Origin of the sequence: Pseudomonas sp. 2822-17, assembly GCF_002742485.1 — a bacterium.
GTDB classification, from domain to species: Bacteria; Pseudomonadota; Gammaproteobacteria; order Pseudomonadales; family Pseudomonadaceae; genus Aquipseudomonas; species Aquipseudomonas cyclaminis.
Genome location: NZ_LJRZ01000760.1, coordinates 15865 through 28891, shown reverse-complemented (window position 1 = coordinate 28891; position 13027 = coordinate 15865). Strand labels below are relative to the sequence as shown.

The 13027-nt window shown below is 62.2% G+C and carries 13 protein-coding genes; all 13 read left to right on the top strand.

Annotated features, from left to right (window positions below):
* The first annotated feature begins 18 nt into the window (after window positions 1-18).
* The 13 genes from AOA60_RS26580 (at window position 19) to AOA60_RS26520 (ending at window position 13018) form a co-directional block, all read left to right on the top strand.
* Complete coding sequence (locus tag AOA60_RS26580; protein WP_143522568.1) at window positions 19-1314, top strand: lipopolysaccharide biosynthesis protein; 1296 nt, start codon at window positions 19-21, stop codon at window positions 1312-1314.
* Window positions 1311-2501, top strand: coding sequence for an O-antigen ligase family protein (locus tag AOA60_RS26575; RefSeq protein WP_099586861.1), 1191 nt, complete (start codon window positions 1311-1313; stop codon window positions 2499-2501). The genes AOA60_RS26580 and AOA60_RS26575 overlap by 4 nt, the downstream gene beginning before the upstream one ends.
* Window positions 2498-3661 (top strand): polysaccharide pyruvyl transferase family protein, encoded by a 1164-nt coding sequence (locus AOA60_RS26570; RefSeq protein WP_099586860.1) that lies wholly within the window; start codon window positions 2498-2500, stop codon window positions 3659-3661. The genes AOA60_RS26575 and AOA60_RS26570 overlap by 4 nt, the downstream gene beginning before the upstream one ends.
* Window positions 3658-4209, top strand: coding sequence for a putative colanic acid biosynthesis acetyltransferase (locus AOA60_RS26565; RefSeq protein ID WP_099586859.1), 552 nt, complete (start codon window positions 3658-3660; stop codon window positions 4207-4209). The genes AOA60_RS26570 and AOA60_RS26565 overlap by 4 nt, the downstream gene beginning before the upstream one ends.
* Window positions 4206-5183: a nitroreductase family protein gene (locus AOA60_RS26560; RefSeq protein ID WP_158235070.1), complete on the top strand. Its 978-nt coding sequence runs from the start codon at window positions 4206-4208 to the stop codon at window positions 5181-5183. Before AOA60_RS26565 ends, AOA60_RS26560 begins: the two co-directional genes overlap by 4 nt.
* A gap of 1 nt (window position 5184) precedes the next feature.
* Entirely contained in the window at window positions 5185-6120 is a 936-nt protein-coding gene (locus tag AOA60_RS26555) for a glycosyltransferase family 2 protein (protein WP_099586857.1), read from the top strand.
* Between the two features lie 69 nt (window positions 6121-6189).
* Window positions 6190-7311 carry a GDP-mannose 4,6-dehydratase gene (gmd, locus tag AOA60_RS26550; protein ID WP_099586856.1) on the top strand — a complete coding sequence of 374 codons (1122 nt, stop codon included), beginning with the start codon at window positions 6190-6192 and terminating at the stop codon, window positions 7309-7311.
* A 2-nt stretch (window positions 7312-7313) separates the two neighbouring features.
* Window positions 7314-8291, top strand: coding sequence for a GDP-L-fucose synthase (locus tag AOA60_RS26545; RefSeq protein WP_099586855.1), 978 nt, complete (start codon window positions 7314-7316; stop codon window positions 8289-8291).
* On the top strand, window positions 8291-9499 hold the full coding sequence (locus AOA60_RS26540) for a glycosyltransferase WbuB (RefSeq protein ID WP_099586854.1): 1209 nt from the start codon (window positions 8291-8293) through the stop codon (window positions 9497-9499). Before AOA60_RS26545 ends, AOA60_RS26540 begins: the two co-directional genes overlap by 1 nt.
* A gap of 5 nt (window positions 9500-9504) precedes the next feature.
* Window positions 9505-9963, top strand: a complete 459-nt coding sequence (locus AOA60_RS26535) for a GDP-mannose mannosyl hydrolase (protein WP_099587033.1) — start codon at window positions 9505-9507, stop codon at window positions 9961-9963.
* A 25-nt stretch (window positions 9964-9988) separates the two neighbouring features.
* Complete coding sequence (locus tag AOA60_RS26530; RefSeq protein ID WP_099586853.1) at window positions 9989-11398, top strand: mannose-1-phosphate guanylyltransferase/mannose-6-phosphate isomerase; 1410 nt, start codon at window positions 9989-9991, stop codon at window positions 11396-11398.
* 180 nt (window positions 11399-11578) lie between these two features.
* Window positions 11579-11818, top strand: coding sequence for a hypothetical protein (locus AOA60_RS26525; protein WP_224793926.1), 240 nt, complete (start codon window positions 11579-11581; stop codon window positions 11816-11818).
* Window positions 11819-11905: 87 nt separating this feature from the next.
* A complete protein-coding gene (locus AOA60_RS26520) occupies window positions 11906-13018 on the top strand; it encodes a polysaccharide biosynthesis/export family protein (RefSeq protein WP_099586852.1) in 1113 nt (370 codons plus the stop codon).
* Window positions 13019-13027 lie beyond the last annotated feature (9 nt).

The following is a 13027-nucleotide window of genomic DNA, read 5'->3' as shown; positions in this document are numbered from 1 at the left end:
ATGAACAAGGCGCTTGAAATGCCCCGTTCGCTGTCGCGCCGCTTTCGCCTAAACGTGCTCAGTTATGGCTACACCCAACTGGTGACGCTGGCGGCACAACTGGTGCTGGTGCCGTTCTTCCTGCACGCCTGGGGTACCGGGCGTTATGCCGACTGGCTCGTGCTCACGGGTATCCCGTCGATGCTCAGCCTGCTCGATTTCGGTGTCGCCCAGGCGTCCGCCACCAGTGCCACGTTGCGCGCCAGCCAGGGCGATGTGCCCGGTGCGCGGCGCAGTGTACAGACCGCGTTGGCATTTACCCTGGCGGTGGTGGGGCTGGTGCTGGTGTTCGCCCTGACCCTTGGCCAGTGGCTCGACTGGGTGACGCTGCTCAGGCTCAAGACCCTGGCGCCCGAGCAAGCGAGCCTGGTGGTGGTGTTCATGTCCGGCTACCTGTGCACGCGGCTGCTCGGAGGGCCGATTGACGCGTGGTTCCGTACCATCGACAGGACTGTCGGTGGCGTCTTTATCATGGCCAACCGCAGGACCCTGGACATTATGTTGTCGATCGGTGTGCTGTTGCTCGGCGGCTCGGAGCTGCAATTGGCCCAGGGCATGTTTTTCAGCCAGGTGCTGTTCCTGCTGCTGGTGACCCTGTTTGTACGGCGTATTTCACCCTGGCCGTTGCTGGGGCTGGGCTCGGCGTCGTGGGCCGAGTTTCGCGGTATCTGGAAACCCGCAGTGGGCAGTGCAGCTATTCCGCTGGCGCAAGCCATTACCCTGCAAGGCGGTCTGCAAGTGCTCAACCAGATCGCCGGCCCGGCAGCGGTGGTGGGCTACACCATGGCGCGCACCCTGATGCGGCTGATCATCCAGTTGGGCATCACCTGCAGCAATGCGCTCACTCCGGAGATATCACGCCTGGCCGGGCGCGGGCAATTCGACCAGGCGCGACGCTTTACCCAGCGCGCCAGTTCAATGGTCCTGGGCCTCTGCGTGCTGGTGTACGGCGCAGGCATCTGGGCCGGGCCGCAGATCATTACGCTGTGGAGCCATGGCCTGGTGCAGGTGGACCGCGTGTCATTGGCGCTGATCGGCGCCCATACGATTCTCAACGTGGCGTGGTTCATCCTCGCGGCGATGCTGATTTCCACCAACCGCCATACGCGCACCTCGGTGATCTACGCCGTGAGCAGCCTGGCCGCGTTGTTGCTGTGGCTGGCGGGCAGGGCACACATCGATCCACTGCTCGGCGCGTCTCTGTTGCTGGCAATGCCGGAGTTGGTGGTGCTGGTTTACCTGCGGGTGATTCGCGTCGGGGAGGTGGGCCCATGATGCTGTCCCAGGCGCGCCTGACCCTGTACTTGCCGCTGACGTTTTTTGCGTTGCCGCTGGCGTTGAGCAATAACCTGTCGCAGCCGTTGGCGTTGCTGCTGTTGCTGCCGTTCGTGGTGTATGGGGTGCGCGGTTTCAGCCGGGCACTGCCGTTGCTGGCACTGGTGATTGCCGCCAGCGTGTTGCAGGTGCTGGTGAGCAGCGGGGCGAAGATTTCCCTGTATCAGTTCATGCGCTCGGGCATTCCGTTTTTCTATTTTGTGCTGCTGTTGGCGGGGTACCGCTATGTGCAGGCCAATGTGGAGAACATCGCCCGCGCCCACAGCCCTGGCTATCGACGGATTATCGAGCGGATCATTTACTTCTTCGCCCTCGGCCAGTTGTTGCAGGTCAGCCTGTACGGCGTGGGCATCGACCTGACCAATGCTGCCTCCAAATCCAGCGACGAAGTGGGGCGGATCATGTTGTTCCCCACCAGCTCGGCCGTGCTGCTGTTCTTCTACGCCTGCTGCCAACGCAAAATCGGCCTGATGCTGATCATCGCCGTCACACTGCTGGCGGCCGGCTCCAAGACCATCCTCGCGGCCATGGCCGTGATGATCCTGCTGTCGGCAATCACGCAGCGCAAGGTCAAGTCCCTGGCGGTATTGGTGGTGGCCATCGGTGCCCTGGGTACGTTGACGTTCTATGCCAGCCCCTTGGCAGTGTCGCGCTTTGCCACGTACTTGTTCGAGGAAAAGGGCGAAGACGTCACCCGCGCGTTCGAGATCGCCCACGCCAAGGAGTCGTTCCTCGACAACCCGGCCACGGTGTTCCTTGGCAATGGCCTGGCCAAGCAATTGACCCCCGGCGTGCCGACCAATGACGAGCGCTGGTTCGAAAATTCCAAGTTCGATATCGAGAACGGCTACTGGGGGGTGACCGCCAAGCTGGGCGTCGTCGGTGTGACGCTGTTCTGCCTGCTGTTCAGCGGCCTGCCGCGCACCCCGGTGTCGCTGGCGGTGGTGGCGATTCTGCTGATTTTTTCGTTCAAGACCAGCTACCAGTTCTTCACCACCTTCGATGGCAGTTATTTGCTGGTGTGGTCGATGCTTATCGGCCTGCTCAACACGGCCGCGCCTGCCCGCCAGGCCGTTCGCCCGCCCGCGCGCCCAATCCATTCCTCACTCAGACAGGCTGGTTCATGAACGCATCTGTACGCCCCGTGAAGGCCGGGATACTGACCTACCATTTCAGCGAGAACTTCGGCGCCGTGCTGCAAGCCTATGCGTTGCAGCGCTGGCTGCAGCAGCAGGGCTTGCAGGTCAGCCTGATCAACTACCACCCGGCCTATGTGGAGGACGGCAGCGAGTTGCGTCAACTGTTCAGCCCACGCCAGCTCAAGGCCAACCTCAAGGCGCTGTACCTCAAGGCCCTGGCGTTGAAAACCCAGGTGCTGGGGCCCAATGTCCAGTCGCGCCAATTCCAGGCGTTCAAGGCGCGTTTCCTGAATATCCAGGCGCCGCGCTACGCCACCGCCGCGCAGCTCAAGCAGGCGGTTGCCGGCCAGCAGTTGCTGGTGGCGGGCAGTGACCAGATCTGGAACCCCTCGGGCCAGACCGGCCTGGACCCTGCGTACTTCCTGGCGTTCGACTGCGACAAGGCGACTCGACGCATTTCCTACGCAGCCAGTTTCGGCAAGGAATACCTGGAACCCGAGTACCACGCCGAAGCCGAAGGCCTGCTCAAGCAGCTGTCGGCGATCAGTGTGCGCGAAGAGAGCGGGGTGGCTATCGTGCAGCAGGTCGCCGGGTTGGCCGCCCATTGCGTGCCCGACCCGACGCTGCTGCACCGCGATTATTCAGCGCTGCTCGCCACCGCCAGCCAGACCCGCACTGGCCACGTGTTCTGCTATGCGCTGCGCACCGGCGTGGGCGTGCGTGAGGTGGCCCAGGCGTTGTCCCGCCATGTGGCCGGACCGATCGTCTCGCCGTACAACGCGCACCGGCGCTGGCGCCAGATCGGCGAGACCGTGCAGGTCGGCCCCCAGGACTGGCTCAAGCTGCTCAAGGACAGCGCCTACGTGGTGACCAACTCGTTCCATGCCACGGTGTTCGCAATCATTTTCGAGAAGCCGTTTATCGCCGTGGGACTGCCGGGCACCAAGGCCTCGCTCAACGCGCGGGTGCGCAATCTGTTGGAGAAGCTTGAACTGTCCCAGCGGTTTTTGCCGGCGGACGACGCAGGCCAGGTGCAACGCTTGATTGCCGCGCCCATCGACTGGGTCGCCGTCAGCGCCCGGCGCCAGGCATTGCAGCAGGTGGGCGAACGCTACTTGCTGGAACAGCTGGCGGCGCTCCAGTCATGAGCGACTTCGCCCAACTCAAGTACGTGGACACCTTGCCCCACAGTGACAAGGCCCGACGCCTGTTGTGGGGCATCGTGTATCAACTGCTGTTTCGCCCCACGCCGCGCTGGATGTTGCATGGCTGGCGGCGCGGGCTGCTGCGCTGCTTTGGCGCCAGGATCGGCGAGGGGTGCCGGATTGCGCCCACCTGCAGCATCTGGGCCCCGTGGAACCTGGAGATCGGCGACTACACCGCCATCGCCGACGGGGTGGATGTGTACGCCATGGCGCGGATCACCCTGGGTTCCAAGGTCACCATCAGCCAGCGCAGTTTCCTCTGCACCGGCACCCATGACACCCGCAGCCTGCTGCGGCCGTTGGTGACCCGGGAGATCGTGATCAAGGACCACGTATGGGTCGCCGCCGAAGCGTTTATCCATCCCGGCTGTGTGCTGGAAGAGGGCTGCGTGGTGGGCGCGCGGTCGGTGGTCACCGCCGACCTGCCGGCCTGGATGATTTGCGTCGGTGCGCCATGCCGCGCCCTCAAACCGAGAGACATCGCACTATGAAACAGGTGAAACGCATGATGGCCAAGGCATGGAAGTTGATGTTGTTCGTCAGCGAGTTTTTTCGCGACATGCTCACGTTTATGCGCCACAACGGCTATTCGCCGCTGGAGAGTCGCAACAAGAAGCTGTTCTACAAGATCCTTATCGAAACCCACACCGTGGAGAAAGGCCTGTCCCTCAAGGAGCCCAAGCCGCTGTTCGGCAAGGACAAGATCAACGGCATCATCCACATGCTCAACGAATATGACCGCACTTATTCGGCGTTGCCGCTGGAGATGGCCCTCGGCGCGTTCCAGGGCTATCTGGACCTGCATCGTACGCTCGGCATCAGCGACGATTTTGTGTTTTACCTGGACGCCTATGTCGAGCACCTCAAGCGCGACGGCACCGCCGGCACCGGCGGTATCAAGCGCGCCGCGCCATGGCTGGGCAATGGCGGGCTGGACGCCAAGGCGTTCCTGCAATCGCGCTCCAGTTGCCGGATGTTCAAGGCCGGCAAGATTGACAGTGGCTTGCTCACCTCGCTGGTGGAGCTGGCGCAGTCGTCGCCTTCGCAATGCAACCGCCAGTCGTCGCGGGTGCATGTGTACCAGGACCGCGCCGTGATCGCGCAGCTGCTTGAGTTGCAAGGCGGTTCGCGCGGCTTTGCACAGTCGGTGGACAACCTGTTTGTGGTCACTTCGGAAGTCACCGCCTGGGGCGGCGCCGGCCAGCGCAACCAGCTTTACGTCGACGGCGCGTTGTTCTCCATGGGGCTGTTGCTGGCCTGCCATGCCAACGGCCTGGGGGCGTGCCCGCTGAACCTGGCGATCCTCAACTCGGTGGAACGGAAAATCCGCAGTATCGGCGCTATAGCGGCCAGCGAGCGGCTGATCATGATGATCGCCGTGGGCTTGCCTCTGGAAAGCCATTTCCGGGCCGCGCGTTCACCGCGCCGGCTCACCACCGAAGTCCTGCAACTGCACGGTGGTTGAGATGAAGCGAGAAACCGTCAGTGTGATCATCCTTACCTACAACGAAAGCCTGCACATCGCCCGGGCCATCGAGTCGGTGCGTGCCTTCAGCGACGAAGTGCTGGTGGTCGATTCGTTCTCCAGCGACGACACCTGTGACATCGCCCGGCGCCACGGCGCGCTGGTGGTGCAGCACCCGTTCGTCAACCAGGCCAGACAGTTCCAGTGGGCGCTGGACCACCTACCGATCACCGGCAACTGGACGATGCGCCTGGACGCCGATGAAATCATCGAGGCTGACCTGGCCGCCGCGATCAATACGCGACTGCCTTTGTTGGCAAACGATGTCACCGGCATCAACTTCAAGCGCAAGCATATCTTCATGGGGCGCTGGGTGCGCCATGGCGGCCGCTACCCGCTGAAGATGCTGCGGCTGTGGCGCACCGGGAAGGGTCGTATCGAAGACCGCTGGATGGACGAGCACATCTCGGTGGCCGAAGGCCGCACCATCACCCTGGAAGGCGGGTTTGCCGACCACAATCTGCATGACCTGACCTTCTTCACCCACAAGCACAACCAGTACGCCACACGCGAAGCGATTGAAGTGCTGAACGCCCGGCTGGGCTTGTTTGTGATCCGCGACGACCTGCACGCAGGGCAGAGTTCGTTGCAGGCCAAGACCAAGCGGTTGGTCAAGCACCGCCTGTACAACCGGGTGCCGTTTACTGTGAGTTCCACCGCGTATTTCCTGTGGCGCTACATCATCCAGCTGGGGTTTCTCGATGGCCGCAGCGGCCTGGTCTATCACCTGCTCCAGGGCTATTGGTACCGCTTTCTGGTGGGCGCCAAAGTGTTGGAGCTGGAAACCGCGATTGCCCATTTAAACGATAAGGAAGCCATTGTCCGGGAACTCTCGAAGTTGACCGGCCATAACTTGAACCTGCCCACACCGAAGTAACCGAGCGTTTTCAACAAACACCCAAGTCTGGGTGTCGGCCCTCGCTCGCCTATAAATTGGGAGACAGACATGAACAAAGTTGCGCTTATCACCGGGATTACCGGTCAGGATGGGTCGTACCTGGCGGAGCTGCTGCTGGAAAAAGGCTATACCGTGCATGGCCTCAAGCGGCGTTCGTCGTCGTTCAATACCCAGCGTATCGATCACCTGTATCAGGACCCCCAGGCCCTGCACAAAAACCTGGTGCTGCACTATGGCGACCTGGCGGACTCGTCGAACCTGACGCGTATCATCCAACAGATCCAGCCCGACGAAATCTACAACCTCGGCGCCCAATCCCATGTGGCCGTGAGCTTTGACTCACCGGAGTACACCGCCGACGTGGATGCCCTGGGCACCTTGCGCATCCTCGAAGCCATCCGTCTGCTGGGCCTGGAAAAGAAGACCCGGTTCTACCAGGCCTCCACCTCCGAGCTGTACGGCCTGGTGCAGGAAACCCCGCAGAAGGAAACCACGCCGTTCTACCCGCGTTCGCCCTACGCGGTGGCCAAGCTGTACGCCTACTGGATCACCGTGAACTTTCGCGAAGCCTATGGGCTGTATGCGTGCAACGGCATCCTGTTCAACCACGAGTCGCCGCGTCGCGGTGAAACCTTTGTGACCCGCAAGATCACCCGCGCCCTCAGCAACATCGCCATGGGCCTGGAGCAATGCCTGTACATGGGCAACATGGACGCGCTGCGCGACTGGGGCCACGCCAAGGACTACGTGCGCATGCAGTGGATGATGCTGCAGCAGGACACGCCCGAGGACTTTGTGATCGCCACCGGTGTGCAGTATTCGGTGCGCGACTTCATTCGCTGGTCGGCGGCGGAACTGGGCCTGCATTTGAGTTTTGTCGGCAAAGGTGTGGAGGAGGTGGCAGTGGTGGAGCAGGTCAATGGCGACCTGGCCCCGGGCATTCTGGTAGGGGATGTGATTGTACGGGTGGACCCGCGCTACTTTCGCCCGGCGGAGGTCGAGACGCTGTTGGGCGACCCCGCCAAAGCCAAGCGCTTACTCGGTTGGGTGCCGGAAATCAGCGCCCAGGAGATGTGTGCAGAGATGGTGCGCGAGGACTTGAAGATCGCCCAGCGCCATGCACTGTTGCGCCTGCATGGCCACGACGCACCGATTGCCGTGGAGAACTGAGCATGGCTCGTGATCTTGATGCGCGGATCTTTGTCGCCGGCCATCGCGGCATGGTCGGTTCGGCCATCGTGCGGCGTTTGTGGGCCTTGGGGTACACCCGGATCCTCACGGCGGGCCGCGATGAGTTGGACCTGCTCGACTCAGCGGCGGTGCACGCGTATTTCGCCAAGCACCGCATGGATCAGGTGTACCTGGCCGCCGCCAAGGTCGGCGGGATTCACGCCAATGCCACGTACCCGGCGGACTTCATTTACCAGAACCTGATGATCCAGGCCAACGTGATCCGCGCCGCCCACAGCCATGACGTGGAGAAGTTGTTGTTCCTCGGCTCGTCGTGTATTTACCCGGTGCATGCGCCGCAACCGATGATCGAAGCGGTGTTGCTCGACGGCGCCCTGGAACCCACCAACGAGCCATACGCCGTGGCCAAGATCGCCGGCATCAAACTGTGCGAAAGCTACAACCGCCAACACGGCCGTGACTACCGCAGCGTAATGCCGACCAACCTGTACGGCCCGGGCGATAACTACCACCCGCACAACAGCCATGTCATCGCGGGCTTGCTGCGGCGCTTCCACGAGGCGACGCAGCGCGGGGATGACGAGGTGCTGATCTGGGGCAGTGGCCAACCTCGACGTGAGTTCCTGCACGTGGATGACATGGCGGCGGCCAGTGTGCATGTGATGGAGCTGGGCCAGGCACGCTACCGCGAGCACACCCAGCCGATGTGTTCGCATTTGAACGTCGGCACCGGCATGGATTGCACCATCGCCGAGCTGGCCCAGGCGTTGGTGCGGGTCACAGGCTTCAGGGGGCGCTTGCGCTTCGACGCCAGCAAGCCCGATGGCGCGCCACGCAAATTGCTCGATGTGAGCCGTATCAACGCCCTGGGCTGGGAGGCCTACGTGCCGCTGGAGGAGGGCCTGCGCGATACCTATAACGCCTACCTTGCAGCGCTCGAACAGCCGCGGGGCCAGTGATGAAGATCCTTCTGTATGGCATCAATTACAGCCCGGAGCTGACGGGCATCGGCAAGTACAGCGGCGAGCAGGCGCGCTGGTTGGCGAGTCAGGGGCATGACGTGCGGGTCGTCACGGCGCCGCCGTATTACCCGCATTGGGCAGTGGGCGAGGGTTATTCGCCGTGGCGCTTCTGTACCGAGCAGGATGCCGGTGTGACCGTGATTCGCTGCCCGCTGTATGTGCCGCGCCAGCCCACGGCATTGACGCGCTTGCTGCACCTGATGAGCTTCTCCGCCAGCTCGTTTTTCGCGGTGCTGGGGCAACTGCGCTGGCGGCCGGATCTGGTGATCCTGGTGGTGCCCACGCTGTTCTGTGCACCCCAGGCGCTGCTGTTGGCCAAGCTCAGTGGCGCGCGTTCGGTGCTGCATATCCAGGACTATGAAGTGGACGCGATGTTCGGTCTGGGCATCGGCGGCGGCACGCTGTTGCGGCGGATGGCGTTTGCGCTTGAGCGCTGGCTGTTGCGCCGCTTTGACCGGGTCTCGACGATCTCCAGCGGCATGCTCGACAAGGCCCGTGGCAAAGGTGTACGCAGCCAGCGGCTGTTGTTCTTCCCCAACTGGTCGGAAACCACGCGCTTTCGCCAAGTGCCCCGCAACCGTGTGCTGCTGGAGCGCCTCGGTGTGCCGCCCGGCACGCGGGTGTTGCTGTACTCGGGCAACATTGGCGAGAAGCAAGGCGTGGAATTGATCCTCGACGCCGCCCAGGCCCATGCTCATCGCCCGGAGCTGGTGTTTCTGATCGTCGGCCAGGGCACCGGCAAGGCGCGCCTGTTGGAGCGTGTGCAGCGCGACGGCCTGCACAATGTGGTGTTTGCGCCGTTGCAGGCTTACGAGGACTTGCCGGCGCTGCTGGCCTCGGCCGACGCGCATCTGGTAGTCCAGAAGCGCGGGGTGGCGGACTCGGTGTTGCCCTCCAAGTTGACCAACATCCTGGCGGTGGGCGGCCACGCCATCATCACCGCCGACCCTGGCACCACCCTCGGCCGTTTGTGCGAGGAACATCCTGGTATTGCCGTATTGATCGAACCCGAGTCCGTCGCGGCCCTGAACGCAGGCATTGAACGGGCGCTGGCATTGCCGGCACGCAATGAGGTGGCGTTGAACTATGCCAAGGAGTTCCTCGATAAGGAACGCATTCTGCAACGTTTTCTGGCACAGGTTTGATGGGTATGTGGCTTGATTTACCGACCTTCCATACGGTCGTCGCGTCGACGCCGCTGGTGGCCATCGACCTGGTGGTGAGAAACGGCCGTGGCGAGGCCTTGCTGGGCTTGCGTGTCAATCGGCCGGCCTACGGTTACTGGTTTGTGCCTGGCGGGCGGATCCAGAAAAACGAAAACTTCGACAGTGCATTCCGCCGCATCACCCGCGATGAACTGGGGTGCACATTCGAGCGTGCCGAAGCGCGGCTGCTGGGGGTGTTCGAGCACTTCTACGATGACAGTGTGTTTGCCAACGCCGGATCGGGGCCGGACACCCATTATGTGGTGCTCAGCTACTGCCTGGAGCTGGCCGAGGGCCAAGTCCTGCAGCCGCCGACGGCGCAACACCAGCAGTACCGATGGTGGTCCCAGGACGAACTGCGCATCAGCCCGCGGGTGCATGAACACACCCGCGCCTACTTCTGACTCTGTGTTTCCCGAGGATGTCCTGATGTTATTACCCGTGATCATGGCAGGCGGTTCGGGTTCGCGCCTGTGGCCGCTTTCTCGCCAGTTGAACCCCAAGCAGTTCCTGCGCCTGACCGATGCGCACCTGTCGATGCTGCAGCAGACCATCACCCGCCTGAGCGGGGCAAACGTGGCGTTGCCGCAGCTGATCTGCAATGAACAGCACCGTTTCCTGGTGGCCGAGCAATTGCGTCATCTAGGCATGGAGCAAGCCAGCATCCTGTTGGAACCGGTGGGGCGCAACACCGCGCCGGCCATTGCGTTGGCGGCATGCAAGGCGCTTGCCGAACAGCGGGACCCGATCCTGCTGGTGTTGGCGGCGGACCACCTGATCGACGACATCCCGGCCTTTCACGCCAGCCTGGAAGTGGCGCTGGCGTTCGCCCGGGACGGCAAGCTGGTGACGTTCGGCATCACCCCCACCAGCGCACACACCGGCTACGGCTACATCGAGCAGGGCGCGGCGGCGGGTGAGGGAGGTTACCGGGTCAAGCGCTTCGTCGAGAAGCCGGACGCCGCCACCGCTGCGGCGTATGTGGCCAGCGGTGCGCATTACTGGAACAGCGGTATGTTCATGTTCCGCGCCAGCCGTTACCTGCAAGAGCTGGAGCGTTTCCAGCCGGCGATTCTCGAAGCCTGCCGCGTGGCGCTGGAAGGCGGCAGCCAGGATCAGCCGTTTACCCGCGTGCACGCCGCAACATTTGCCGCGTGCCCGGATGACTCCATTGACTACGCCGTGATGGAAAAAACCGACGACGCGGTGATGGTGCCGCTGAAGGCCGGTTGGAGTGATATCGGCTCCTGGTCGGCGCTGTGGGAGGCCAGTGACAAGGACCCCAGCGGCAACGTGATACGCGGCGATGGGCTGGCCCTGGACACCCGCGACACCTACGTACACGCCGACAGTCGGCTGGTGGCTACGGTGGGCGTGCGAGACCTGATCATCGTCGAAACCAAGGACGCGGTGCTGGTGGCGCACAAGGACCAGGTGCAGCAGGTCAAGGCCATTGTCGACCAGCTCAAGCAGGCCGGGCGTCAGGAGCATCTCAACCACCGCGAAGTATATCGGCCGTGGGGCATGTACGACTCGGTGGACAATGGCCCGCGTTATCAGGTTAAGCGCATCACCGTGAAGCCGGGGGCCAAGCTGTCGGTGCAGATGCATCACCACCGCGCCGAACACTGGATCGTGGTCAGTGGCACGGCCAAGGTGACCAATGGCGAACAGACCTACCTGGTGGCGGAAAACCAGTCGACCTATATCCCCATCGGCCAAGTGCACGCGTTGGAAAATCCGGGGGTGATCCCGTTGGAGCTGATCGAGGTGCAGTCGGGTTCTTACTTGGGCGAGGACGATATTGTGCGGATTGAAGACAAGTACGGCAGGGTGTGAAGTTTTCTGACAATTAATAACGTTTTAAATAACTTCACGGGGCTCAATGCATTGAGCGCCGGGGGCTTCGTCGGGAAAACGTTATTTTCAACTAGGCGGGTTAAAAGTTATCAGTCTGGCGTGCTGTTTAGTTGGATGGCACTATCGGTTTGCCTGCTCACTGATGATAAGGAGTCTGAGATGAGAATATCACTGGCTATTATAGCGCTCAGTGTCTTGAGTACTTCGGCGATGGCCGCCGAGACGCCGTTGGGGCTGGATACCGCAGTGGTCGGGAGCGTGACGGTGGGGCAAACGCTGTTGGTTGGCGCTGCCCTCGTGGCGGGAGTTGCGGCCGCTTCAAACAGCGGCGGCAGCTCCAATGGTGGCACCACCACAGGTACCACCGGCACCACTGGCACTACGGGTACCAGCAACTAGTTACACACCTTCCGCTTTTAAGACCGCTTGGATTCCCCGCCCAAGTGGTCTTTTTTTCTTGTCGTTTATCGCGAGTGTTCCAACACTATGATGCGTATTTTTTCTATGGCTGTCGTGGCCGTCGCCGTGTTGCAAGGCTGCATGTTTGCACCGGGTCAATATATGGACACCGCCGCCCTGACTGAAGAGGGTGGGGCTGGAAACAGTCGCGTGGAGTTAATTCCAATTACCCCGAAGTTGTTGGCGATGGACGCCGCCACTCAAGTGCCTTACTCCATCCCGGCAGAACTCCTGAGTTATAAGCCCGGCCCGTATTTGATCGGCGCCAATGATGCGCTGTATATCACGGTGTGGGATCACCCGGAGCTCACCGCGCCGTCCGGCCCGCAACAGCAGATCGATGCCAACGGCCGGCTGGTCAGCCCAGAGGGCAACCTGTTCTATCCCTATGTGGGTGAGGTGGTTGCCAAGGGCCGCAGCATTGAAGCGCTGCGCAGCGAGATCACCGACAAGCTGCGTCAGTACATTGACAGCCCTCAGGTGGATGTCAGCGTATTGCGTTTTGCCAGCCAGAAAGTGGTGATCAGCGGTGCGGTGGTCAAGGCCGGCCCGGTGCCGATCACTACCATCGCCATGAATGTCAGCGAAGCCCTGGGCCTAGCCGGTATCGATCCGATCAATGCCGACCTGTCGAACCTCACGCTTACCCGTGGCGGCAAGCGCTACAGCCTGGACCTGGACACGCTTAACCTCGACGCGTCGCGCTTGAGCGAGGTTTACCTCAAGGACGGTGACCAGTTGTACCTGGCCTACAACGACCGCAAGCGCATCTACGTGATGGGCGAAGTCATGCAACCCCGTGCGCTGAGTTTCAAGACCCGCAGCATGAACCTCTCCGACGTGCTGGGTTCGGTGGGCGGGGTCAACCAGAACACCTCCAATGCAGACGCCATCTACGTGATTCGCGGCGCACAGCACATCGATGTGGCGCCGGCCCAGGTGTTCCAGCTGGAAGCCGCATCGCCTGCGGCCATGGCCCTGGCCACGCGTTTTGACGTGCAGCCGCAGGATGTGGTGTTTGTCGGCCCCGCGAATATCACGCGCTGGAACCGTTTTATCAGCCAACTGGTGCCGTCCGCTTCAATCATCGGCATTGGTGCGTCCACCCAGAACAACCTGAGCGAAGCCAGCAGCCGATAGGGTGGAACC

What these genes read in the sequence shown, in the direction of transcription:
- AOA60_RS26580 (WP_143522568.1), top strand. Translation starts at nt 19, where the DNA reads ATGCCCCGTTCGCTGTCGCGCCGCTTTCGCCTAAACGTGCTCAGTTAT.
- AOA60_RS26575 (WP_099586861.1), top strand. Translation starts at nt 1,311, where the DNA reads ATGATGCTGTCCCAGGCGCGCCTGACCCTGTACTTGCCGCTGACGTTT.
- AOA60_RS26570 (WP_099586860.1), top strand. Translation starts at nt 2,498, where the DNA reads ATGAACGCATCTGTACGCCCCGTGAAGGCCGGGATACTGACCTACCAT.
- AOA60_RS26565 (WP_099586859.1), top strand. Translation starts at nt 3,658, where the DNA reads ATGAGCGACTTCGCCCAACTCAAGTACGTGGACACCTTGCCCCACAGT.
- AOA60_RS26560 (WP_158235070.1), top strand. Translation starts at nt 4,206, where the DNA reads ATGAAACAGGTGAAACGCATGATGGCCAAGGCATGGAAGTTGATGTTG.
- AOA60_RS26555 (WP_099586857.1), top strand. Translation starts at nt 5,185, where the DNA reads ATGAAGCGAGAAACCGTCAGTGTGATCATCCTTACCTACAACGAAAGC.
- gmd (WP_099586856.1), top strand. Translation starts at nt 6,190, where the DNA reads ATGAACAAAGTTGCGCTTATCACCGGGATTACCGGTCAGGATGGGTCG.
- AOA60_RS26545 (WP_099586855.1), top strand. Translation starts at nt 7,314, where the DNA reads ATGGCTCGTGATCTTGATGCGCGGATCTTTGTCGCCGGCCATCGCGGC.
- AOA60_RS26540 (WP_099586854.1), top strand. Translation starts at nt 8,291, where the DNA reads ATGAAGATCCTTCTGTATGGCATCAATTACAGCCCGGAGCTGACGGGC.
- AOA60_RS26535 (WP_099587033.1), top strand. Translation starts at nt 9,505, where the DNA reads ATGTGGCTTGATTTACCGACCTTCCATACGGTCGTCGCGTCGACGCCG.
- AOA60_RS26530 (WP_099586853.1), top strand. Translation starts at nt 9,989, where the DNA reads ATGTTATTACCCGTGATCATGGCAGGCGGTTCGGGTTCGCGCCTGTGG.
- AOA60_RS26525 (WP_224793926.1), top strand. Translation starts at nt 11,579, where the DNA reads ATGAGAATATCACTGGCTATTATAGCGCTCAGTGTCTTGAGTACTTCG.
- AOA60_RS26520 (WP_099586852.1), top strand. Translation starts at nt 11,906, where the DNA reads ATGATGCGTATTTTTTCTATGGCTGTCGTGGCCGTCGCCGTGTTGCAA.